The 22,344-nt window shown below is 39.5% G+C and carries 21 protein-coding genes; 11 read left to right on the top strand and 10 right to left on the bottom strand.

Annotation, left to right across the window (positions count from 1 at the left end):
- The first annotated feature begins 143 nt into the window (after nucleotides 1-143).
- The 5 genes from AN389_RS02175 (at nucleotide 144) to AN389_RS02155 (ending at nucleotide 5,821) form a co-directional block, all read left to right on the top strand.
- On the top strand, nucleotides 144-827 hold the full coding sequence (locus AN389_RS02175; RefSeq protein ID WP_055017153.1) for a type 1 glutamine amidotransferase domain-containing protein: 684 nt from the start codon (nucleotides 144-146) through the stop codon (nucleotides 825-827).
- Nucleotides 828-930: 103 nt separating this feature from the next.
- Entirely contained in the window at nucleotides 931-1,512 is a 582-nt protein-coding gene (locus AN389_RS02170; RefSeq protein ID WP_055019184.1) for a rhomboid family intramembrane serine protease, read from the top strand.
- A gap of 89 nt (nucleotides 1,513-1,601) precedes the next feature.
- The gene (gene yghU / locus AN389_RS02165) at nucleotides 1,602-2,441 is read left to right on the top strand and encodes a glutathione-dependent disulfide-bond oxidoreductase (protein WP_055017151.1); all 840 of its coding nucleotides are present in this window, start codon (nucleotides 1,602-1,604) and stop codon (nucleotides 2,439-2,441) included.
- A 133-nt stretch (nucleotides 2,442-2,574) separates the two neighbouring features.
- Entirely contained in the window at nucleotides 2,575-4,515 is a 1,941-nt protein-coding gene (locus AN389_RS02160; protein ID WP_055019183.1) for a bifunctional diguanylate cyclase/phosphodiesterase, read from the top strand.
- Between the two features lie 4 nt (nucleotides 4,516-4,519).
- The gene (locus AN389_RS02155) at nucleotides 4,520-5,821 is read left to right on the top strand and encodes an MFS transporter (protein ID WP_055019182.1); all 1,302 of its coding nucleotides are present in this window, start codon (nucleotides 4,520-4,522) and stop codon (nucleotides 5,819-5,821) included.
- 128 nt (nucleotides 5,822-5,949) lie between these two features.
- On the opposite strand, the gene AN389_RS02150 is transcribed toward AN389_RS02155, so the two are convergent.
- On the bottom strand, nucleotides 5,950-6,402 hold the full coding sequence (locus AN389_RS02150; protein WP_055017149.1) for a hypothetical protein: 453 nt from the start codon (nucleotides 6,400-6,402) through the stop codon (nucleotides 5,950-5,952).
- Nucleotides 6,403-6,413: 11 nt separating this feature from the next.
- Nucleotides 6,414-6,689: an EF-hand domain-containing protein gene (locus AN389_RS02145; RefSeq protein ID WP_055014109.1), complete on the bottom strand. Its 276-nt coding sequence runs from the start codon at nucleotides 6,687-6,689 to the stop codon at nucleotides 6,414-6,416.
- Between the two features lie 253 nt (nucleotides 6,690-6,942).
- Here AN389_RS02145 and AN389_RS02140 point away from each other — a divergent pair, with 253 nt between their 5' ends.
- Nucleotides 6,943-7,797: a PA4780 family RIO1-like protein kinase gene (locus AN389_RS02140; protein ID WP_055019181.1), complete on the top strand. Its 855-nt coding sequence runs from the start codon at nucleotides 6,943-6,945 to the stop codon at nucleotides 7,795-7,797.
- Between the two features lie 18 nt (nucleotides 7,798-7,815).
- Here the strand turns inward: AN389_RS02140 and AN389_RS02135 are convergent, their stop codons facing one another.
- The 4 genes from AN389_RS02135 to AN389_RS02120 all read right to left on the bottom strand — a co-directional run bounded on the left by AN389_RS02135 (nucleotide 7,816) and on the right by AN389_RS02120 (nucleotide 12,823).
- Nucleotides 7,816-8,490 carry a response regulator gene (locus AN389_RS02135; protein WP_055014111.1) on the bottom strand — a complete coding sequence of 225 codons (675 nt, stop codon included), beginning with the start codon at nucleotides 8,488-8,490 and terminating at the stop codon, nucleotides 7,816-7,818.
- Nucleotides 8,491-8,498: 8 nt separating this feature from the next.
- Nucleotides 8,499-9,953, bottom strand: a complete 1,455-nt coding sequence (locus AN389_RS02130) for an ATP-binding protein (RefSeq protein ID WP_055019180.1) — start codon at nucleotides 9,951-9,953, stop codon at nucleotides 8,499-8,501.
- 261 nt (nucleotides 9,954-10,214) lie between these two features.
- Nucleotides 10,215-12,143, bottom strand: a complete 1,929-nt coding sequence (locus tag AN389_RS02125; RefSeq protein ID WP_055019179.1) for a S9 family peptidase — start codon at nucleotides 12,141-12,143, stop codon at nucleotides 10,215-10,217.
- Nucleotides 12,144-12,214: 71 nt separating this feature from the next.
- Entirely contained in the window at nucleotides 12,215-12,823 is a 609-nt protein-coding gene (locus tag AN389_RS02120) for a flavin reductase family protein (RefSeq protein WP_055017144.1), read from the bottom strand.
- An 84-nt stretch (nucleotides 12,824-12,907) separates the two neighbouring features.
- Between AN389_RS02120 and AN389_RS02115 the strand changes: the two genes are divergently transcribed.
- From AN389_RS02115 to AN389_RS02110, 3 genes are all read left to right on the top strand, one after another.
- Complete coding sequence (locus AN389_RS02115; RefSeq protein WP_055019178.1) at nucleotides 12,908-14,410, top strand: cryptochrome/deoxyribodipyrimidine photo-lyase family protein; 1,503 nt, start codon at nucleotides 12,908-12,910, stop codon at nucleotides 14,408-14,410.
- Nucleotide 14,411: 1 nt separating this feature from the next.
- Nucleotides 14,412-14,558 carry a DUF2256 domain-containing protein gene (locus tag AN389_RS20115; RefSeq protein ID WP_082422656.1) on the top strand — a complete coding sequence of 49 codons (147 nt, stop codon included), beginning with the start codon at nucleotides 14,412-14,414 and terminating at the stop codon, nucleotides 14,556-14,558.
- A gap of 141 nt (nucleotides 14,559-14,699) precedes the next feature.
- Nucleotides 14,700-15,137 (top strand): OsmC family protein, encoded by a 438-nt coding sequence (locus AN389_RS02110; RefSeq protein ID WP_055019177.1) that lies wholly within the window; start codon nucleotides 14,700-14,702, stop codon nucleotides 15,135-15,137.
- A gap of 61 nt (nucleotides 15,138-15,198) precedes the next feature.
- Here the strand turns inward: AN389_RS02110 and AN389_RS02105 are convergent, their stop codons facing one another.
- On the bottom strand, nucleotides 15,199-15,378 hold the full coding sequence (locus AN389_RS02105) for a 2TM domain-containing protein (protein WP_055019176.1): 180 nt from the start codon (nucleotides 15,376-15,378) through the stop codon (nucleotides 15,199-15,201).
- A gap of 238 nt (nucleotides 15,379-15,616) precedes the next feature.
- Here AN389_RS02105 and AN389_RS02100 point away from each other — a divergent pair, with 238 nt between their 5' ends.
- Entirely contained in the window at nucleotides 15,617-16,402 is a 786-nt protein-coding gene (locus AN389_RS02100) for a putative porin (protein WP_055019175.1), read from the top strand.
- Nucleotides 16,403-16,476: 74 nt separating this feature from the next.
- Here the strand turns inward: AN389_RS02100 and AN389_RS02095 are convergent, their stop codons facing one another.
- Complete coding sequence (locus AN389_RS02095) at nucleotides 16,477-17,964, bottom strand: dipeptidase (protein ID WP_055014118.1); 1,488 nt, start codon at nucleotides 17,962-17,964, stop codon at nucleotides 16,477-16,479.
- 169 nt (nucleotides 17,965-18,133) lie between these two features.
- Between AN389_RS02095 and AN389_RS20110 the strand changes: the two genes are divergently transcribed.
- Nucleotides 18,134-18,310, top strand: a complete 177-nt coding sequence (locus AN389_RS20110) for a DUF2986 domain-containing protein (RefSeq protein ID WP_082422655.1) — start codon at nucleotides 18,134-18,136, stop codon at nucleotides 18,308-18,310.
- Between the two features lie 49 nt (nucleotides 18,311-18,359).
- Here AN389_RS20110 and AN389_RS02090 read toward each other — a convergent pair whose 3' ends face one another.
- Nucleotides 18,360-20,495, bottom strand: a complete 2,136-nt coding sequence (locus tag AN389_RS02090) for a TonB-dependent receptor (protein WP_055014119.1) — start codon at nucleotides 20,493-20,495, stop codon at nucleotides 18,360-18,362.
- A gap of 98 nt (nucleotides 20,496-20,593) precedes the next feature.
- Nucleotides 20,594-21,895, bottom strand: a complete 1,302-nt coding sequence (locus AN389_RS20795; RefSeq protein WP_055014120.1) for a PAS domain-containing methyl-accepting chemotaxis protein — start codon at nucleotides 21,893-21,895, stop codon at nucleotides 20,594-20,596.
- Nucleotides 21,896-22,344 lie beyond the last annotated feature (449 nt).

Here is a 22,344-nt window from a genome sequence, read left to right as displayed (position 1 = left end):
TTAACTCAATCATTGTATCAATAATTAAACCAATAAAGTTAACTTTATCATCGTTGTTTAAATCCTTGTGAGTGCATATAGTTATTACAACACCTTGGTTAACACCAAGCTTTAATTTACTCACTAATCGAAGGAATATTGTTATGGCTAAAAAAATACTTATGGTACTTACCTCGCATTCAGAGCTTGGTAACACAGGCGAAAAAACAGGTTTTTGGGTAGAAGAATTCGCAGCCCCCTACTACGCGTTTGTAGATGCCGGTGCAGAGGTAACACTTGCTTCCCCTGCGGGTGGCCAGCCACCGATTGACCCAACGAGTACACTTTCTGATTTTGAAACTGCTGCAACAAAGCGCTATGACAATGACAGCGCAGCACAAACACTTATGGCAAACACAAAAAAATTAAGCGAAGTAAACGCCAGCGACTTTGACGCTGTATTTTACCCAGGCGGCCACGGCCCACTATGGGATTTAGTAGATAACAGCGATTCAATCTCACTTATCGAAAAGTTTGTAAAAGAACAAAAACCTGTGGCGGCTGTTTGTCACGCTAGTGCTGCTTTTTTAAATGTTAAAGACGAGCAAGGTAATACGCTTGTAGCGAGTAAAAAAGTGACAGGCTTTAGTAACTCAGAAGAAGCCGCCGTGCAATTAACAGATGTAGTGCCATTTTTAGTTGAAGATGAACTTATTAAAAAAGGCGGTGATTATCAAAAAACCGACGACTGGGGCGTATTAGCTGTAGAAGATGGTTTAGTGATTACAGGCCAAAACCCAGCAAGTTCAGAGCTTGCGGCGAAAAAGCTATTAACCAAACTTGGTTAAACAACCATTAAGCGCGGTGTATATCGCCGCGCTTTTTAAATTGCTTTTAATAGCGAAAACATACTCCTATACTGGTACAAAATAATCCTACAAAGGCGTTTATATGCCAACTAACTCATCATCTTCTTCAGTTATAACCAGTACTCGATTTGCAATATTTAGCGTTGTTTTTTTGTGCTTAGTACTGCAAATTATCAATAGCTTACCAGGCATTACCCTTAATGGTTTAGGAATTTATCCGCGAAGTGTACACGGGTTAATTGGCATTTTATGCGCTCCATTTTTGCACGGAAGCTGGTGGCACTTTGCTAGCAACATGTTGCCTTTTACTGTACTTAGCTGGCTTATTTGCCAATACAGTGTAAAACGCTTTTATACTGTGTTCATTTTTACTGCATTAATGGGTGGGCTATTAGTGTGGGCCTTTGGTCGTAGTAGTTTTCATGTAGGCTTAAGCGGTGTTATTTATGGTTTGTGGGGGTTTATACTGTGCTATGGAGTGGTTAGGCGCTCACTCAAATCGATTGTTATTGCCGTAGTAGTTGCGGTGCTTTACAGCGGCTTTATTTGGGGCGTTTTGCCACAGCGCTTTCATGTCTCATTTGAAAGTCATCTATTTGGTGCGTTAAGTGGGTTCTTTTTAGGATATAAACTTGCCAAATCAGATAAATTAAAAGCACGATAATTTTTTGCATTGTCTTTAAATAATTATTTACACCCCCAGCTTTTTATTTGTCAGTATAGAAATTAATACATTTTAAATTGAGGTTATTTATGAGTAATGAAAACGAACACACTGTGCCTAGAGTGTGGACGTGGGACAGTGAAAGTGGTGGTAAATTTGCCAACATCAACCGCCCTATTGCAGGCCCCACACATGATAAAAACTTGACCATTGGCGAACATCCATTTCAACTTTATTCATTAGCTACGCCTAATGGCCAAAAAGCGACCATTATGTTTGAAGAGCTATTAGAGCTTGGTCTAACCGATGCCGACTACGATGCCTACTTAATTGACATTGGCGAAGGCGACCAATTTGGCTCGGACTTTGTTGATATTAATCCAAACTCTAAAATCCCCGCGCTTATGGATCACTCAACCACACCACCAACACGCATTTTTGAGTCGGGTTCAATTTTACAATACTTGGCAGAAAAATTTGATGTACTAATACCAAAAGATTTTAAAGCCAAGACAGAATGCCGTAATTGGCTGTTTTGGCAAATGGGATCTGCACCTTATTTAGGGGGTGGATTTGGCCATTTTTATAGCTACGCACCAACAAAAATGAAATACCCAATAGACCGCTTTACTATGGAAACTAAGCGACAGCTCGATGTATTAAATCGTCACTTGAGTGAAAACGAATACATGGCGGGTAGTGAATACTCTATTGCCGACATTGCTATTTGGCCTTGGTATGGCTCATTGGTGCTTGGAAAACTATACGACGCTGCCGAGTTTTTAGATGTAGCCTCTTACACTCATGTAATGCGCTGGGCAGAACAAATAGCGAAGCGCCCCGCTGTTAAACGTGGTCAGCGGGTTAATCGTACTTGGGGCCCAGAAGAAGAACAACTCAGCGAGCGTCATAGCGCTAACGATTTTTAACTTAAAGCCCATAACAAGACATTGTGTTATGGGCATTTTTTTATTTAAAGTCTGCATTTTCCTATCATTAAACTATATTTATTATTGTATTTTTATAAATGTAACCCGCATTACTTTAATAAGGCTTTGATGAGTGCAATATAAAAACCTAAATAGTAATGAACGCATAGAAGCCGTAAAACTTTTATATTCTAATGCTTTATCTGGCATTGGCGTTTCTGCATTGGTAAGCTTTGTGCTTGTATTTGCTTTTGACTTAACGAATAAGACAACCAAACAAGAAAAAATAATTTGGCTTTTTTTCATGCTGGTCATTTTAGCAATTAGGCTAATTGATGTTATTTACTTCAACTACACTAAAGTCGTTAACCACCGATTTAATGCAAATAACTTTTTAAAACGCTTTTCAGTGGGCTGCATTGCAACTGCTATTTCATGGTCATGTTACGCACTGTGGTTTCATAAAAGCTCATCCATCGTTGAAATTACCACCACTATAGCTATTTTGTCTGCCTTTGCTGGAGGCTCTGCCAATTTACTCTCTGGCAGTCGTTTTACCTCAGTGTGCTACAGCATTATTTTATTAATGCCTTACTCTTTAGTGCTTAGCTTATCTGATAACTATTACCAGTATATACTTGGGTTCTTAGGCATTACTTTTTCAGCCATTATGGTTGCCTCTTCCTATAAATCTGCCACATTTACCCAAACAGCAATAAAATTACGAAATCAAAACCGCAAACTACTTAACGAGATGGAAAGCAAAGTAGAAAAGCGCACTGAAGAAATTTACCGCTTATCTAATACTGACCCACTAACAAATTTATTAAACCGCACCGCTTTTTTAAAGGTAGCTAATAAACAACTTGCAGATCACCCTAACGAAAAACTCGCTTTACTTTTTGTAGATCTAGATGGATTTAAGCAAATTAATGACACTATGGGACATAAAATAGGTGATCAAGTGCTTAAGGAAATAGCCGAGCGCCTCAGTACGGTGTGCACTCGACATCTATACAAATGTCGCTGGGGCGGAGATGAATTTTTAATTTTAACAACCTACGAAGATCAACAAGATTTATTTAATTTTGCCAAAAAGGTGATTAAAAGTATTAGTGCCGAGCATGAACGATATAAATATCAAAGTTGGGTATCAGCCACTATTGGCATCGCTTTATTTCCTGAACATGAGGCTGATTTGGGCGCATTAATCCGCTCAGCAGATTTAGCCATGTACCATCAAAAGCGAACTGCAAAAGGCTGCGTTAATATTTACAACAACGACTTAAAGCGTCAGCAAGAGCGCGAACAGTTACTCAGCCAACAATTAGCAATGGCAATAAAAAATAACGGCTTGCGATTAGTGTTTCAGCCTATAGTTGATAGTAAAACAACAAAGGTAACCTCGTTTGAATCGCTTTTAAGGTGGCAGTTAAATGGCGAAGCGATATTTCCCGATGAGTTTATTGCCATTGCCGAGCAATACAACCTCATAACCGAACTTGGCTTATGGGTGATTGAACAAGCGTGTGCGCAAGCTTGCACGTTTAAAAACGTACAACCCACTATTGCTGTGAGCGTTAATGTATCGGTAATACAACTTCAAGACCCTGATTTTGTCACTAAAGTTGTAAATATAGTGAATCAATACCATGTAAAGCCCGAAAACCTGCACCTTGAAATCACTGAATCTGTGTTTGCAGAGGATAAGCTCACCTTTTTAGCCGCAGTAAAAGAGCTGCAAAAACAAGGATTTTGTATTTCTATAGATGACTTTGGTACGGGGTATTCATCCTTATCGAGCATGTTAGATATTGGTGTAGACATAGTAAAAATAGATAAAAGCTTTATTCAGAATATGGATAAGCGAGGCTTAAGTATTATTCATGCAATTGTGCAAATGGCCTCTACACTTGATTTTATAGTAGTTGCCGAAGGCGTCGAAACCCTAGAGCAAGCCAATGTGCTAAAAGAAATTGGCGTGTCTCACCTGCAAGGTTATTATTTTTCTAAACCTATGGAACAACACTTTGTAGAATCATACCTCAACGAGCAAAACAAATTGTGTAGCTAGCAATATGAAAAAACTCACTAAAGAGCAAGTCTATAAACGCCTTAATAACGATGAAGACGCACGTGCCTGTAAAGACATAAACGATGAAGACTGCAAAGAAGTTGCTGGTAACTTTATTCTTTTATTAGCAAGCCAGCTTTTTAGTAAATTTGCCGATGCCCTCCTCAATCCTAAAGTAACCCTACCTTGGTTAATGCAAAGCTTAAACGTACCAAGCGCGTTTATAGCCTGGCTTGTGCCTATTAGAGAATCAGGCTCTTTATTACCCCAATTAGCGATAGCCAATATTATCCGCCAACGCCCTGTGAGAAAGTGGGTATGGGTTTGCGGTGCATTTGCCCAAGCTTTATGTATTGGCGCTATGGTGGGTGTTTCATTTGTGCTAGAAGGCGCTCAAGCTGGCTATGCAATTTTAGCTCTGTTGGTGCTCTTTAGCCTCGCCCGCGGGTTTAACTCTATTGCTGCTAAAGATGTATTAGGTAAAGTGATCCCTAAAAAAAAGCGAGGTAATATTAGTGGCCTGGCAGCAAGTATTGCCGGACTTGCAACACTTACTTTTGGTTTAATGATGTGTTTTTTTTCGGGGCAAAAAGAGCAAAATACGGTATTAATTGCGCTAAGTTTAGGCGCCGTTTTGTGGGTTGCTGCTGCACTTTTTTATAGCCGCATAAACGAATACAAAGGCGCGACCCAAGGCGGTAAAAATGGCTTTTTAAATGCGCTAAGTAAATTACAGCTGCTTTATCAAGATAAACAATTTGCACACTTTGTCATTACCCGCGCCTTTTTACTTTGCTCAGCCCTAAGCGCGCCTTTTTATATTATTTTAGCAAGCTCTCAACAGTTTGAATTTTCATTATTGGCAATATTTTTAGCCGTGTCTGGCTTAGCAAGTTTAATTTCTGGGCCAATATGGGGAAGACTTAGCGATTTTTCTAGCCAAAAGGTACTTGTGATCAGTGCGTTACTTGTCACCATAAATGGCGTAAGCGTGTTTGTAATAGCCTCATGGTATAGCCAACTGTTTGAATATGCTTGGGTAATACCTAGTTTTTATTTTTTGCTTTGTATTGCTCATCAAGGGGTGCGGCTCGGGCGTAAAACCTATTTAGTGGATATGGCACAAGGCAATAAACGCACCGATTACGTGTCGGTTAGCAATACTATAATTGGTATTTTGCTTCTAATGTTAGGCAGTATAGGGCTTTTAGATGCATTTTTATCAACTGCACAGCTTATTTTGTTGTATAGCCTGCTCGGTTTATTAGGTGCTATTAGCGCGATTTTTTTGCCTCAAGCAGAGTAAACCCAATCCGCACTAATACGTAATCAATTAAGCGAATGGGTATAATAAAAAAGCCCAACAAAATAATTGCCGGACTTTGGACTTAAGACCTAAGGATAAACGCTCAGCTTTACCTCAAGTTATAACACCTAAGCTGTTACATTTAGCAGTGAATCGCCTTCACTTAAGCCAAATTTTTCTTGTACCGATGAAAGAATTGATTCTTTATCTTCATCTGATAGCTGGCTTGAATACTCAGTTAATAACTCATCTAAGTAGCTAACCACTTCGTCAGTATCAACAGATTCTAGCGCGTTTTGTGGCGGCGGTGGCGGACGCTGCCCTTCAGGACGTCCTGCATCGCCTATACTTTTAGCGTCAAAATCAAGTTCGCTCATTAAATCCGCTAACTCTTTTGTAGGCGAGATCCCCTGCTCTTCAAATGCGGCTTGAATACTTTGCGCATCTTCTGTGCTTAGGTTTTGTGCATCAAATTCTGCCAGTGTTTCTTTAACAAACTCAGTTTGCTCTGTGGTTAAAGCACTTACTTGACTCGATTGTTGAGCCATAAAACTCGCTGAGCTACCAATACTGTTGATCATTTTTTTCTTCCTTAACGTGCGCGGCGTGGTGGCTTGTGTTCACTTAATTCTTGTTCGCTAATTTCGCCATTCCCATCGGCATCTATAGCATCAAAAATAGTTTGCGCATCGCCTTGCGGTGGCGCACTTTCACTAAATTCTGCAAGGCTAATCACACCGTCACCATCTGCATCTATGCTCGAAAAGTCAGGTTTAGGTGGTGGGTTATCACCGCCTCGGGCTGCAACATTGGCTGAAAAAGCCATAGATAATAATGCAGCAACGGCAAAAGTAGAGAAATGCTTCATCGTGGTCACCTTGGGTTAGCTATTAATAAAGGGTATGAATATAAAGTACGCCTAAAAAGCGCAAACATTGTGCAAAAAATAAGGAAATAAAAATAAAGCTGATTTTTATCATGTTATTTTTACCTTATTCGGTATTTCGGTTATTGTGATAACTAATTACCTAAAACCACTTTCAACACGTTTTTGAGAGCTAACATACTAAGGGCTTATAAACATACATGTTTAATCTTCCAATTTTACTAGTTGTATCGCAGTGAAAATACCTAAACGCCTCCAGCCACTCGTTGATGATGGCCTAATTGATGAAGTGATAAGCCGCTTAATGAGCGGCAAAGAAGCGGATGTATTTGTGGTACGCAGCGGTGGCGAAATTCGCTGTGCTAAAGTCTACAAAGAAGCCGTTAAACGCAGCTTTAAAAAAGCCGCACAGTATCAAGAAGGTCGAAAAGTGAGAGGCGGACGCCAAGCCCGTGCCATGGGTAAACGCTCTAGTTATGGGCGGCAACTAGAAGAGGAAATTTGGCAAAATGCAGAGGTAGACGCGCTTAGCCGTTTATCACGTGCTGGCGTCAGAGTTCCCGACACTTATTACTGTATTGATGGCGTGTTGTTAATGGAGCTTGTGTGCGATGAAGACGGTGATGTTGCTCCACAGTTAGGGCATGTGAGCCTTACGCAGCAACACGCTATTGAGCAGTACAGTATGATGATTCATTATATTAAATTAATGCTGTGCGCGGGTATTATCCACGGTGACTTATCGGAATTTAACGTACTTGTTGATAATAAAGGGCCTGTCATTATTGACCTTCCGCAAGCTATAAACGCCGCGGCTAATAACAGTGCGCAAGCAATGTTTACGCGCGATGTAAACAACATACGCCGTTATTATGCGCAGTTTGCACCTAGCCTTTTAAAAACCCAATACGCAAAAGAAATGTGGGCACTGTTTGAAGAGGCCAGCTTAACGCCAAACACGGTGCTCAGCGGGGAATTTGAAGACAGTAGCGAAGTTGCAGATGTAGATGCTGTGCTAGATGAAATACAAGCGGCCGAATACGAAGAGTTCGACCGTTTAGAACGTATTAAAAATGCAGATGATGAGTAAAGCTGCGCTCACTTTTAGCTATTGAGGATGAACAAACCGATAGCCCACCCCGTAAACCGACTGAATAACGCTTTCGGTTTGCGTTACTTCATCCAGCTTTTTACGTAATTTTTTTATGTGGCTGTCTATAGTGCGGTGGCTAACTATACGTTGGTCTGCGTACATGGTGTCCATTAAGCTATCGCGTGAGTAAATTCGGTTAGGATTTGAATACAAAGGCTTAAATAGCTGAAATTCAAAATTAGTTAGTTCTATACTGCTATTTTTATAGTTAACACTGTAAGTACTTTCATCCAGTGTCATGGCATTATTTACAGGCTCTTTTGTGCTATTCACACGCCTTAAAATTGCTTTTACACGCGCCACCAGCTCAGCATAGCTAAACGGTTTACAAATATAATCATCGGCGCCCAATTCTAGCCCAAGCAATCGGTCAATCTCCTCTACCTTTGCCGAAACCATAATAATGGGCACATTAGAGAACTTTCTTATCGCTTTGCACAGCTCTATACCGCTTTGCCCTGGCAGCATAATATCCAATAAAATAACACTTGGCTTGTTACTTTCAAGCCAGCTAAGTACCTCATCACCATGATGAATAAGGTGCGTTTGATAATGATGACTTGTTAAAAAGTCGCTCATTAAATTGGCAAGTTTTATTTCATCTTCAACAATAAGTATTTGATCTTCCATACTGTCCTCTAAACCTTTACTAAAGGCAGGCGAATAATAATCGCTAAACCACCTAAACTTGCTTTTTCAGCCGCTATTTCGCCATTATGGCCTTTAACGATATGTTGGCAAATTGATAAACCTAAACCAGAGCCTCCCTCTTGGCGGTTGCGAGAGCTGTCTACACGGTATAAATATTCAAACAAATGCGATAAATGCGTTTGCTCAACACCTATCCCATTATCTTCTATTATAAGCTCTAAATAGGCTTGGCCTTTTATATTTACGTTATTGGCACTTAAAGAAATAGTTGTACACTGCGCGTAATGCACCGCATTCATTAATATATTATCTAATAATTGCAGTATACGTGTTTTATCTGCGTTTACTGTGGTGTTGTTAGCGCTATTAAGAAGGTAAAAATTAATAGCGTGCTGCTTAAAAATAACATGGTATTTTTGCTCTATGGAGTTAAGTAAGTAGCCTACATCGGTTGGTTCCATGGTGTAATGCATGCCACCTAACTCGGCACTGTTTAGCATGTGTAGGTCGTCAATCAAGCGCTTTAAATGCAGCGCTTCATCGTTAGCAGAACTAATATTTTTATTATTTGGTTCACGTATCCCAAGCAACATAGCTTCAAGCTCACCGAGTAAAATGCTCATGGGCGTTCTTAGTTCATGAGAAATATTTGCAAGCCAACGTTTACGTACTTGCTCATCCTTAGCAAGCGTAAAGGCCAAGGTGTTAAAATCTTCACTAAGCTGGCCCAGCTCGTCTTTTCTATCTAATAAAAGCTTTGTGCTGTACTGCCCTTTAGTAAGCTTGTGCATACCGCTGGCTATTTGCTTTACAGGCCCAACTAAGTGCCTTGCTAATAAAAAAGACAACATTAAGGTAAGTAGCCCTGCGGTTAACGCAATAAGCCATAAATAGTTAGTTTGCTGCTTTAAAAAATCAAGCTCGTACCCATCTGCTAGGCTTTTTCTTTTTGAAACAGCCAGATAAGCAATTGTTTTACCTTCAAGCTCTATGGGCGTTTTAATGTACTTTAAATCCTCAAATAATTTACCAAAAATACGCTGCTGGTTTTCATCAAGTAGTGCATAGTGCGCGGCATGCTCAGGCGGTGGGCGACGATCGCGCTGCGCCAAATGCTGTGGGGGCCTGGGTCTGCGTTCGCCGCGAATTTCTGGGCGCTGTGGCATATCGCGTAAACTAGGTAAAAACTGACTTGATTGCAATTGCGATTCAACCAACCTTAAAAAGCGCTGATCGTTACCTATAATTTTATCCCACGAGGGAGTGTGCGCATACTTATTAGCGAGTTGTACTGCCAATGGCTCTAATGCTTTTACTTCTTTAGCGTTAACAAAATCAATAACACCTTGGCCAATACTGTACTGAATAAGCACAACTAACCCCGCAATAATGCTAAAAGTAAAACTAAATAATATTAAAAAAAGTTTATTATGAATTTTCATTTATTTTTTATAAACCTGACTCTAAAGCATTTGAGCTATTATTTATTACGTATTTTTTTACCGCTAAAACGTATTCTTAAAAGCTCTAAGCACTTTTAAGAATAGCCTGTAATACCAATTGTATTAACTGTGTGTTCTATTATAGCGACTTATAAATAGCGCCTTTAATAACAACGTACAATGTTAACAAGTAAAAGTGCAAACAATGTGCATTATTTAGAAATTTAAGATCAATAAAGGCGACCTAAGTCGCCTTTGTTATCAATCGTTTTTTAAATGCTTATCAAAAAAATCGAGAAACGCTTGTAATGTTTTAATTCTATGCGGCTGATAGGACAAGTAATGATCACCCTCTTCTAGCTCAATGTAAGTAACATCTTTATCTTCGTCATCTAATTCACCTTCCATTTCTCGGCTGTGATAAATAGGTACTACGCTGTCGTCGCTGCCATGAATAAGTAAAATTGGTTTGTTAATCGATTTTGCAAAGTTAACAGGAGAATTAGCCTCTAACTTATCGCTATTTGTTCCAAACTGTTTTCTTACTATGTCTTTGTTTGTAAAGTATCGAGCTTTACTCACAATATGCTCAAGGTCAGTTACCCCTGCAAAACTTGCCGCACATTTAAATGTTTCAGGGTGTTTAATAACAGCCATTAGGGCGGCATACCCACCGTAGCTTGCGCCACCAATACAAATTTTATCTGGCTGAGCAATCCCCTGGTCTATTAACCAGTTAGCTCCATCTTGTAAGTCATCTTGCATGGCTAAACCAAAACCTTGGATCGACTGCATTAAAAAGTCATAACCATAACCACTTGAGCCACGAAAGTTAGGCTGTAACACGGCGTAACCATTGTATGCCAGTAGCGCCGTCCAATAGTCAAAGCCTGCATAATCTCGCGCCATAGGCCCACCATGTGGAAATATAATAGTGGGTAACTTATCGCCCTTCTCATAGCCAACAGGCAGCGTTAAGTAGCCTTCTATAACAAGCCCATCACGTGCTTTATAGCTAATGAGCTCTTTACCGGCGAATACGCTTTCATTAATGTGTGGGTAAACGTCTGCAAAAAATGTTAAGTCTCCTCGCTTTCTGTCACCTAACATGTAGGCGCCTGAAGTTTTATCTGAGCTGACATAAAGTACATATTTTTGTTGATCGTCGCTGGTGCTAACAATATCCATTTCAAATGAATCTTTAGGTAATGAAGCTCGTAAAGAACGATGTAACTTATCTAAGTCTTCATCCCAATACGCAATACCATCTTCTAACTGAGAATGCGTAAAGCCTGCAACTTCACCAGTTTTACGGGAGTAAAAAATATCGCCATCTACATCGTACTTATCATCGCTAAAAATGAGCTCACGTTTGTTAGTTGTTAAATTAAGCTTAAATAATGCTTCACGTCCCTCATGTAGCGCAGTGATGTATAAAAAATTAGGGTCTTTATCAAAGCCAAGTATCGAAATACTTTGCTCACTAAATACTTCGTAGCTAAATAGTGTTTGCCACGACTCTTTTTGCTCGTTGTACAGCTCGTAAGTAAATTGTGTTTCATCCATTTTTTTAGCAATACGAACTTTGCCTTGCCTATCAGCAAACCAACTGGTTACATCTGCACGAGCACGTTGTATTTGTTTTTTACGTAAAGTAGTTAGGTCAAGCTCATACACAGCAGGGGTATTGGCAATTTTAAAATCCCCCTGCACAAGTATTTTATTTTCTTGCTCCGGTAAAAAACTAATAATTTGGTCAGAAAACTGGGGCTGCTTTTCATCACGTGTTTTGTTTGCCCTAAAAGCCAGTTTTATTCCTTTATCATCACTTAAATTATACGAATACATTAAAGTAGATGTATACTTAACCCCACCAAATTGATATTTAATGTATCGTGCACCCAATAACAACACATTATTGTTTGCCCAGCTAAACCAGTCAAAAAATACAGTATGATTATCCGATTTAATAATCGGCTTGCCCTTGCCCGTTGTAAGGCTCTGCACCATTAAAACTAAATCGCCATCAAGGTTTTTTACATACGCAATGTTATTTCCATCAGGTGAGAGCTTAACTTGGCTTATGCTTTTTAAGCCAGCAAACGCTTCTATGGGTAACTTTTTATCAGGCGCTGAGAGACAACTAAAACTAAGTAGGGCAAGTACTAAAGTGAGGTAAAATTTAGACATTCAATATCCATTTGTTTTTATAAGTAACGCTTAATGAGTTAACAGTAAGTGTATAAAGTTAATCTGTTATTTTACAATTGTGGCCGCTTTAGTACAAATTTATCTTTGGTAGAGCTAAAGTAGTCTCCACCCATTTTGCCTACGCTGTTTAAACGCGTGGGGTCTATATAGCCATTCACTAACACCTTATCATCAATATAAATTCCTACCACGTTGAGCAGCATAACTTTGCCGCCACCGGGTTCGTCGCTTATTTGAATAATTTCTCTTAAAGTACATTCGTATCTTACTTTAGCCGTTGCAACGCCTAGGGCTGCAACCTGTGTACTAGCAACTGATTCAATATTCGCCGCTTCAAATTCACTCACATTATGTGGATAATTAGCGCAGCTTTGATTCATTTTCTCGACTAGCTCCTCACTGACAATATTAACCACGCAGCTGTTAGTGGCTTGAAGGTTTAAAAGCGTATCTTTATTGGCTTTGTCGCGTGGGTTTACTTGAGTCACGCTCAACACTGGGGGGTTACAGCTGGCCACTGTAAAGAAAGAATACGGGGCAATATTAGCAATTCCCTCCTTACTAAGTGTGCTTACCCAAGCAATCGGCCGTGGGCTAATACCCCCAACTAAATAAGAGTAAACATTGTGCTGCGTGTTTTGTGTTAAATCTAAAAACATAATTCTCCTTTATACGTCGTACTGCAAATCGTAAAAACGCTTTATTGCGTACAGTATTTCATAACTGCAGCCACTTTTTTAAATATGCGCGAAAAGATAAACATAGTGTGGTTTAAACGCGATTTACGCCTTAGCGATCATCAACCACTTAAACATGCTTTTAATAACGGTTTACCCACGTTACTGCTTTACAACTTTGAGCCACTAATGCTTGAGGATGCACATTATAATGTGCGCCATTGGCGATTTGTTTATCAATCAATATATGAAATAAATCAGCAGCTAAATCGCTATAAAGCAACGCTTTATATTTTTAGCCAAGACATGCTGACACTGTTAAACACGCTTAATCAAACATACCAAATAGCAAACATATTTAGCCATCAAGAAATTGGCTTAAACAATACCTTTGAGCGAGATAAAGCCGTTGCCATGTGGTGTAAAGAGCAACAAGTACACTGGCATGAATCACAAACGGGCGCCGTTATTCGTGGCAAAAAAAACCGTAAAGATTGGAACGCACGCTGGCAACAAACAATGCAGGCTCCTATTGCTATTCCTAATTGGCAAAATATAAAAACCATTTCCCTTGATAACCACAAAACACCTAAATTACCCAAAAGCTACACGCAAAATGATGATAACTTTCAAGTAGGTGGGCCTTTAACTGCGCGCACAATACTGCAAAGCTTTTTTGCTGAGCGCGGTAAGGGATATCAAAAAGGCATATCTAGCCCCAGTTTAAGCCGTATTCATTGCTCTAGGCTTTCACCTTATTTAGCGTGGGGTAATATTAGCCTTAAGCAAGTGTACCAAATGGCAATTGATGAATACCATTCTAAACACCCCAGCAAAAAAGGCTGGAAGCGTCCGCTCGCTGCTTTTGTATCGCGCCTGCACTGGCATTGCCACTTTATGCAAAAGTTTGAAAGTGAATGCACTATGGAATTTAAAGCATTAAACCCAGGTTATCATGTATTTCCGTATCGTACCGATGAGCATGTAGAACGCGATATTGAGCGTTGGGCGCAAGGCCAAACGGGTATCCCTATTATTGATGCCTGCATGCGCTGTTTAAAAGCTACAGGCTATATTAATTTTAGAATGCGCGCTATGTTGGTTAGCTTTGTAACGCACCATTTAAATATAAGCTGGCAGCAGGCAAGCTTACCTCTGGCAAATTACTTTTTAGACTTTGAACCGGGTATTCATTACCCGCAAATACAAATGCAGGCCTCAGTTACGGGTATTAACACCATTAGGCATTACAACCCAATTAAACAATCTGAAGATCAAGACCCAACCGGCGTCTTTATTAAAAAGTGGTGCCCCGAACTTGAAAAGCTACCAATAGAATATTTACACGAACCGTGGCAACAAACACCCATGGAAGCGCTGTTTAACGACTTTAAATTAGGAGAAGATTACCCCGAGCCCATGCTTGATTTAACCGATGCCTCTAAACAAGCGCGCGAACGTTTATGGCAATATCGAGAGCGCGCCGATGTCAAACGTGCAATTCCTAACATATTAAAAAAGCATGTAGGACTTACTCGCACACAAAAACACACCGCAAAAAGCAATTAATATGGCACACAAAAAAAGTCACTTACCACAAAAAACATGCCCTGTTTGCAATAGGCCTTTTACATGGCGCAAAAAGTGGCTGCGTGATTGGGATAACGTTATTTACTGCTCAGAGCGCTGTAAACGTAATAAAAATAAAAAGTATTAATCCTTCATGCTACGTGTGAGCTATCTGGCGTCTATTTTGCAAAGGTATGGATAATTCGGCTTTTAAGGCTGTATTTAGCTGCTTTATGTAAATAGCACTTATTTAGTCTGAAAAGCTTACATGCAACGCAAGGAGAAGATAATGACGATTAAAAAAACGGCAAGCTCAACCTGGTCTGGCGATATTAAAACAGGTAAAGGCAGTATTTCTACGCAAAGCGGCGCACTTGATAAACAACCTTTTGGCTTTAATACTCGCTTTGAAGACGAGCCTGGTTCAAACCCAGAAGAATTGGTAGGTGCGGCGCACAGTGCCTGTTTTAGTATGGCGTTGTCACTTACATTAGGTGATGCAGGCTTTACAGCCGATAAAATTGATACCAAAGCAACGGTAAGTCTCGATGAAGTTGATGATGGCTTTGCAGTCACCCATATAGCACTTGACGTAAACGCACGGATTAAAGATATTGCTAACGAGCAATTTCAGGCATTGTGTGAGCAAACTAAAAAAGGGTGCCCTATTTCAAAGCTGCTCAATACCGAAATATCTCTTAATGCAACACTCAAGAGCGCCTCATAAACGGCTATCTCTTTTACATTAAGTAATTTAAGCCAAGTAAATTCACTTGGCTTCACTTTCATTACCCTACCCTTTTTGAACGATTTAAATCTAATAAGTCGTTAAGAAGCGCAATACCCATCCCTAGCGCAGGCCACACAACCCACAAATAATTGGGTGATGTAATTAGGTTAACTACAGTAAAAAAAGTTAAAACCACTAAGTAACGTTTTAAGTTATCAAAAAATGTTGATGTATTCATGTTTGCTCTCCTCTTAAAATGTAGGGTTATTATTGCCTTAATTTTTAAGCCTGAAAGGTGCTATTTGTCATCAGTTAATATGACATTAGTCATAAATTTATAGCAGCCCCTTCAAGCGCATTCCTACAAATACTTATACAAACACACAGTTACTTACAATTTTTTAAATGTATTTTAACGAGTGTTAAATACAATACCTTTTTCAGATACACCTATTTAATTATAAGAAAGGATACTTATGCGCTACTTAATACCACTCTCTTTGCTTGCACTTAGCTGTGCAGCGTCAGTAAACGCTGAACAATCAGCATCAAAGCAATGGTTTAATACAATTAACTACGCAAAAATTGATTCACGCTATTACAGCGATAATGTGTACGGATTATCTACGCATTATTACTTTGAAGAGCAACAAAGCTCGGGAGTGTGGGATGATTATGGCTACCTAGATACAGATAGTAATATAGGCTTAAATTACTTTAATTCAGATGGTTATAGCAAAAAAGGGATTTTTGGAGAAGGCTTTTACGGTAATGCTTTTGCAACTTTTGAATTACCCAACATTGGCGATACAGATACCTATTCGCTTGGTATAGGTTACTTATTTGCAGATTCGTTAAAAGTATCTGCACGCATGGTAGATTACGAATTTGGTGATACGGTTTATTTATTTAAAGCGCAATATAACCATCAAATTAATGACACCGACTACCTAGGTTTTACTGTCGAGACTGATGATGAAATAGACTCGTGGGACTTATCATCACGTTACTTTGCTCACCTTTACGATGAAAGCTACGTTTCTATAAATGTTGACTATCTCGATGCTGGTGATGACCCTTTTTTTGATGTACTGGCAAATTACTACTTCAATAAGCACGTTGCAGTGGGTATCGGCGTAAGCGACTCAGATTTAGTTGTTGAGGGTAAATACTTTATTAACGATAGCTACTATTTCAGCGCCAACTACACTGATAAAAATAACTATGATATATACAATCTCAGTTTTGTAGCCCAGTTTTAATAAATACAAAAAAGCCGCCTTGCTGAAGTCACTTTAGTTAAACAAGGCGGCTTTTAAATTAAAACAGCTATAGCTTACATATTTCCTAGCTCTATCATCATTGCCGTATACATACGTAAATTTAGCGCCAATTGCTCAAGCGTTATAAATTCATGCTCAGAGTGGCCTGTGTAACGTTTACCCGGCATTGAAGGGCCAAATGACACGGCATTATCAAATAGTTTTGCGTTAGTGCCGCCACCTATTGATACGAAGTCAGCTTTTTTGTCGCCGGTAAAATGCTTAAATATATCGAGTAGCTTTTGTGCGTGCGGTGCGTTATCTAACAGCATGGGTGTACCAATAACCGTATCTACTTTACTAAGCATTACGTTATTTGCTGTTTCCCATTCCTTTATCGCACTGTTAATTTGCGCTTTAAGTAGTTTTTCCTCTTTGCCTACTGGGCGGCGCGCGTTAATGGCTAACGTTAGTGCATTACCATCGCGCTCGATAAGGGTAGGCGCCACTGTCATTGGGCCCATAAAATTATGCTTATAAGCAATATTACCAAATTGCTTACCATGAATATCTAAGCCAATTAATTGGTTTACAAATTTAATAAGCTGGCCATCGCTATTATTTTCAAGCGCTACATCTTTAAATAACTCACCCAGGTGTGCGATGGCATTAACGCCCGACTCAGGCTCAGATGAGTGCGCAGATACCCCTTTTACAGTTATTTTTAAGCCTTTACCTTGCTCTTCAAAATTAAACTCAACGTCACTAAGCGTTTTAGCTTTTGTTTTTAATGAGTTAATAATTGCAGCGCTTGCGTTATGCAGCACTAAGCTTGCATCTTCCGGTATTTGGCTTCTAAACGCGCCACCAGCAACATCACTTACATAAACCCCAGTTTGCTTTGAGGTAGCATTAAACGTAGGGGCAATTAAGCTCCAGCCTTTTTCGGCAACAACTACAGGGTATGATGCATCAATGGTTACTGCATATTTTGGTTGCTCATAGGTTTTCATAAATTCAGTAAGTGGGTCCCAGTCTGACTCTTCGGCAAGGTAAATCATCAACTCTATACGGTTATCAAGCTTTATGCCTTTATCTTTAATCGCTTTCATAGCGTAAAGCGCAGTAGCTATAGCGCCTTTGTCATCTTCTGTGCCGCGCCCTACTAATTTTCCAGGCTCAGAGGTATCAATGATAAATGGGCTTTGTTTCCACTTACTTGCATTGGCAGGTTGTACATCTCCGTGAGTAACAACGGTAACCTTTTCGTTTTGATCGCCCATACCTATAAGCACGGTATAGCCTAAGTCTTGGTAATCAAACCCAAGCTCTGAGGCTTTCATTTTTAATACCGACTTAAAATTAATAAAGTCAGGATTTTGTGGCGCGGGTATTGAATCTTTATTTACTGTAGGAAAAGCCACTAAATTAGTTAGTGTGTGAATTTGTGATTGTTGATAAGTATTTACAGCGTAATCAGCTACACTATCAATATTTTCATGTAATTGCGCATGAGTATTAAAAGCAAATAAAGCACTGCAGAGCAAAACTAACTTTTTCAAAACGTATCCCGTTGTATGACTAAATAAAGGCCAAATTATAGCGCTGCAGCATAATATTAAATAGCGCTTTGCGACAGGATTACAATGATCGTGTTTTAAATTTATATGGCGGCTTTAATCGCATTGGTTGTATAATGCGCGAACTAAATTTATCAGAGTATTAGTACTAATGAATCGCCGTAAAAAAATCGTCACTAAATTTCAGAAAAAAGATAAACGTGCTAATGCTAAATTACACAAAAGTAATAAACCAGCGTATGTATCTAAAGCCGAGCGCGAAAAACAAGCTTTAGAAGCAGAGCAATCTCTTTGTGCCGACGATGAGCAAAGTGCGACTACTGATTAATAATTAGCGTTAAGCCACAACACAATGGTGACTTAACTATTAATAACCTCTAAAAAGCATAACTTGCGCTTATATTAAATGAGCGCCCCTGCCCCGACAATTGGGTAAAGCCCGCGCTATTATTTTGTTTTAGTGCAGCAATACTTACTCCCCCTAATGGCAACTCGTAAAACACATCAAATAAGTTAGTTACCTCAGCACTTAGCGTTAATGCATTAAAGGTGGTTTTAGAGGACAAGTTCACTAAATTATAGCTGCTTGTTTGGTTTTCAAGGCGGTTAACATCAACGCGTGATTTTGAATCAACCCACTCCCACGACAGCGTATTTTCAAATACCCCTATTTGCTGGCTTAATGTTAACTCTGTATGTAATGGCTTAATTTGATATAGCGGTTGGTTTGTGTCGTCGCGCTTGCCACGGGTACTTGTAACGTTTGCTTTTAACAGCCATTTGCCAAACTGCTTTGATTGATAAAGCGACTTACTTATATCAAGCTTTGCACCATACAATGTGGCGTCAACATTAGTGAACTGTAAAATATTACGCGTTGTGTTTGCTAAGCCATAACTATTAAAATTACGAACAATATTTGCATCAATGTAGTCGTTTATATCGGTATACCACACATTAGCACTTACACGCCACGCATCATCTTTAGCTGTTTTTGAATACGTTGCACTAATGGTATGGGCGGTTTCGGCGTTAAGGTTTGGGTTGCCTATATAACCATTAGCATCGCCGTACCAGCCAATCATAGTACTTGCCATATTACTTACACCCCAGCTGTAGCGCTCATATAAATTGGGTGCGCGATTTTTGCGAGCAAGGCCTAATTGGAGCTCGTCATAAAGTGTAATTTGGTAATTAGCGAGTACATTTACATCAACTAAAGTGTCGGTTTTGTCTCTATCGGCATTATTAAAGTCATTTGCAGCTAGCGCATTATTAGCAGTGGTCATCGTGCTCATACTGCCCATATCCATCATACTCATGCCATCGTTATAGGCCTGCACTTCATCAACTTGCGTATTAACACGCTCAACCCTCACTCCCGTATTTAACCAAAGCTTATTATTAATTTGGCTTTCATACTCTGCAAATAAGGCAATACGCTCACGCTTCCCATTATTAATATTTATATAATCATTTGGCCCCATCATGGTTGAGCCTTCAATCGCCGGCCACCAATCATCAATGCGGTAGTTATAATATTCCTGCCCGAGCAGTAATGAGCTATTTTTATCAAGTGTAAGACGCCATTTAAGCTGCGTGCTTATATCTTTTGCATCTGTTTTCATGGGCATCATGCCGGTTTTTTCTTTACTAAAAAAGCCCATTTCGTGCTTTACACTATGCCAATTGACCTGCCCTTGCAGCTCACTGCTTTCAAAGCTGCGCTTATATTGGGCAATAGCGCCATAGCTGGTATTGTCAGTCATATCCATGTACTGGTTAGCAAAACCTTGGAACGGTATTTTTTGATGCGTAAGCTTTACGACCAGTTGTTGTTTTTCATCGCGTATCGCGCCCGTTAAACTGTGATTTTGAGCGCGGTATAGTGTATCAAGTACTTTGTTACCCTTGCCATCTTCGTAGCTGTTGGCATCACTAAACGCGCCCTGGTAATCAAAGCTTAATGTATCACTGGCTATACGAGCGCCAACACCTAACTTTCGGCCATTATCGACACTACTGTATTTAGCCGACACATAACCGGAGTGCCATGCTAACTCGCTCGTTTCGCTGTATTGTGGTGAAATAGAATTAACACTTATTACACCTGCAATGTTATCGCCACCTGCACTTACTGGCGAGACACCAGCAACAACCTTATAAGCCGCAACTTGATTGGCAGAAATATAAGAAAGCGGCGGATTCATTTGATTAGCACAGGCAGCTGTTAAATCCGCTCCATCTACAAATACTTTTACTCTATCGCCCATTAAACCATTTAAAATAGGTAAGTTAGACACTCCGCCCGCAGCCGAAAAATCAACACCTAAATGACCAAGCATTGCCTCTGATGAGCCAAGTGATAAATGCTTATTTTGTGTATGTCCGTGAACTTCAATAACTTCTAAGTCATTATCATCAGCGAGCACCACAGGCGATAAAAAGCCGCTAATTAATAGTGCTAAAGGAGAGAGTAAATAAGTGTGTTGTATACGTTTGATATAAGCCATTTATAATTTATGCCACTGTTATATATGGCATAAATTATATAATGTACTTATAGGATTATAGCGCGACAAAATGTCGCAGTTTAACAAATTACTGCAACTTAACTCACGTTAAGTCTAGACACTGTGGCAGAGACAGCATCAGCGCCTCGTTCTATTTCTTGTATTACTTCAGAGACTTTTGCTACAAGCTCACGACCCTGCTCTGAGGAGTCAGACACCGAGGTAATTTGTTTTGAAATATCGTTAGTCAATTCTTGGTTATTTTTAACCACAGTAGCAATTTCGTTGGTAGAACTACTGGTGCTTGCAGCAAGCTGCCTAACCTCGTCGGCCACAACGGCAAAGCCGCGGCCGTACTCACCCGCTCGTGCGGCCTCAATAGCGGCATTGAGCGCCAATAGATTAGTTTGATCGGCAATACTGCTTATGGTCGAAACAATAGACCCGATAACCGCCGATTGTTCATTCAGATTTTTAATTAAATCAACCGATTTAAGCACTTGGCTTACAATTGCATCGGAGTTTGCAATTGCATCGTGTAATATCTCTGACCCTCTTTTGGCCGTTTGCGCACTCGACACGGCTGACTCGTGTGCAATTTTTGCAGCGTCACTTACAGCTTCGTTTTCTTTTATCCGTTCAGTTATATTAGAGGCAAACTTCACGACTTTTATTACGTTGCCTTTGTTATCTAAAATAGGATTGTAGGTTGCCTCTAACCAAATTTCATCCCCGTTAGAGGTTATGCGTTTAAACTTACCCGATTTAAACTGTCCCTCGCTTAGCTCCTCCCAAAACCGAGGATTATTTTGATAAAAAGAGTCAGTACAAAACATTTTGTGATGCTTACCCACTATTTCTGCAAGTGAATAACCCACTGTAGATAAAAAGTTTTGATTTGCTTTAATAATGGTGCCATCGGGGTTAAATTCAATTGTGGCCAGTGCCTTATCAAGTGCTTCGGTGAGCGCTTCTTGAGATTTTCGCTGTACATAATCTTTTGTAATATCAGAGGCTATTTTAATCACCTTACTCACCACACCATTAACTTCCACAGGAAAGTAAGTAGCCTCTAGCCATAGTTTTTCACCATTAGCGTTAAAGCGCATAAAAGTACCGCTCGCTGAGTTTGCACCTTGCAACGATTGCCAAAATTGGCTGTACTCATTTGAATTAGCATAATCAGAGTCGCAAAACATACGGTGATGCTTGCCAATTATTTCTTCTCTTTTGTAACCTATGGTGTCTAAAAAAAGTTCGTTAGCATCTAAAATTTTTCCTTCAGGTGTAAATTCAATATACGCTACATGCTTATAAATAGCTGATAGTACTGATTTACTTTCATTGAGTTGACGTTCCAATTCATCAACTTTAGCGTTATCTTTTCGTAGACCAAACATATGTTAAAACCTTTAGAGACTAATATTAGAGCGACAATAACAAGCAAATATAAAAATAATATGTTAGCTAGCAATAAATGTAACAACTTTGTAAATATAAGTGTTTTTTAGCTATTCTGCGAGCAAATAATAGCTTACTAATTTACTGCTCTTCATTATCTTTTTATAAATTAACACTATAGCTATCATTTTTTAGTAGTTAACAAAAGTAAAACAAGCCAAAAATACTATTTTTATACATGACGCAGTACACTTTTTAACTTAAAATAGCCATCTCACTGACACACTCCACACCTAATATATGTTTACTCCCCACACAGTTAACGTGTGGCTATTCGTTATTTTAAAATCAAAGTTAAAGGATCTTCTATGAGTGCAGATGTTGCGTCGGCATCTAATCAGTTAAACAAAGCGGCTATTTTATTAGTGTTAGCGCTAGGTACATTTAT

The organism is Pseudoalteromonas sp. P1-7a, from assembly GCF_001401855.1.
GTDB lineage: Bacteria > Pseudomonadota > Gammaproteobacteria > Enterobacterales > Alteromonadaceae > Pseudoalteromonas.
The sequence above is the reverse complement of the archived record's forward strand: the minus strand, read 5'-3'. Positions and strand labels throughout refer to the sequence as shown.

Bases quoted from the DNA above. Each gene is read 5' to 3' on its own strand.
- AN389_RS02175 (WP_055017153.1), top strand. From the start codon at position 144: ATGGCTAAAAAAATACTTATGGTACTTACCTCGCATTCAGAGCTTGGT.
- AN389_RS02170 (WP_055019184.1), top strand. From the start codon at position 931: ATGCCAACTAACTCATCATCTTCTTCAGTTATAACCAGTACTCGATTT.
- yghU (WP_055017151.1), top strand. From the start codon at position 1,602: ATGAGTAATGAAAACGAACACACTGTGCCTAGAGTGTGGACGTGGGAC.
- AN389_RS02155 (WP_055019182.1), top strand. From the start codon at position 4,520: ATGAAAAAACTCACTAAAGAGCAAGTCTATAAACGCCTTAATAACGAT.
- AN389_RS02150 (WP_055017149.1), bottom strand. From the start codon at position 6,402: ATGATCAACAGTATTGGTAGCTCAGCGAGTTTTATGGCTCAACAATCG.
- AN389_RS02145 (WP_055014109.1), bottom strand. From the start codon at position 6,689: ATGAAGCATTTCTCTACTTTTGCCGTTGCTGCATTATTATCTATGGCT.
- AN389_RS02135 (WP_055014111.1), bottom strand. From the start codon at position 8,490: ATGGAAGATCAAATACTTATTGTTGAAGATGAAATAAAACTTGCCAAT.
- AN389_RS02130 (WP_055019180.1), bottom strand. From the start codon at position 9,953: ATGAAAATTCATAATAAACTTTTTTTAATATTATTTAGTTTTACTTTT.
- AN389_RS02125 (WP_055019179.1), bottom strand. From the start codon at position 12,143: ATGTCTAAATTTTACCTCACTTTAGTACTTGCCCTACTTAGTTTTAGT.
- AN389_RS02120 (WP_055017144.1), bottom strand. From the start codon at position 12,823: ATGTTTTTAGATTTAACACAAAACACGCAGCACAATGTTTACTCTTAT.
- AN389_RS02115 (WP_055019178.1), top strand. From the start codon at position 12,908: ATGCGCGAAAAGATAAACATAGTGTGGTTTAAACGCGATTTACGCCTT.
- AN389_RS20115 (WP_082422656.1), top strand. From the start codon at position 14,412: ATGGCACACAAAAAAAGTCACTTACCACAAAAAACATGCCCTGTTTGC.
- AN389_RS02110 (WP_055019177.1), top strand. From the start codon at position 14,700: ATGACGATTAAAAAAACGGCAAGCTCAACCTGGTCTGGCGATATTAAA.
- AN389_RS02105 (WP_055019176.1), bottom strand. From the start codon at position 15,378: ATGAATACATCAACATTTTTTGATAACTTAAAACGTTACTTAGTGGTT.
- AN389_RS02100 (WP_055019175.1), top strand. From the start codon at position 15,617: ATGCGCTACTTAATACCACTCTCTTTGCTTGCACTTAGCTGTGCAGCG.
- AN389_RS20110 (WP_082422655.1), top strand. From the start codon at position 18,134: ATGAATCGCCGTAAAAAAATCGTCACTAAATTTCAGAAAAAAGATAAA.
- AN389_RS02090 (WP_055014119.1), bottom strand. From the start codon at position 20,495: ATGGCTTATATCAAACGTATACAACACACTTATTTACTCTCTCCTTTA.
- AN389_RS20795 (WP_055014120.1), bottom strand. From the start codon at position 21,895: ATGTTTGGTCTACGAAAAGATAACGCTAAAGTTGATGAATTGGAACGT.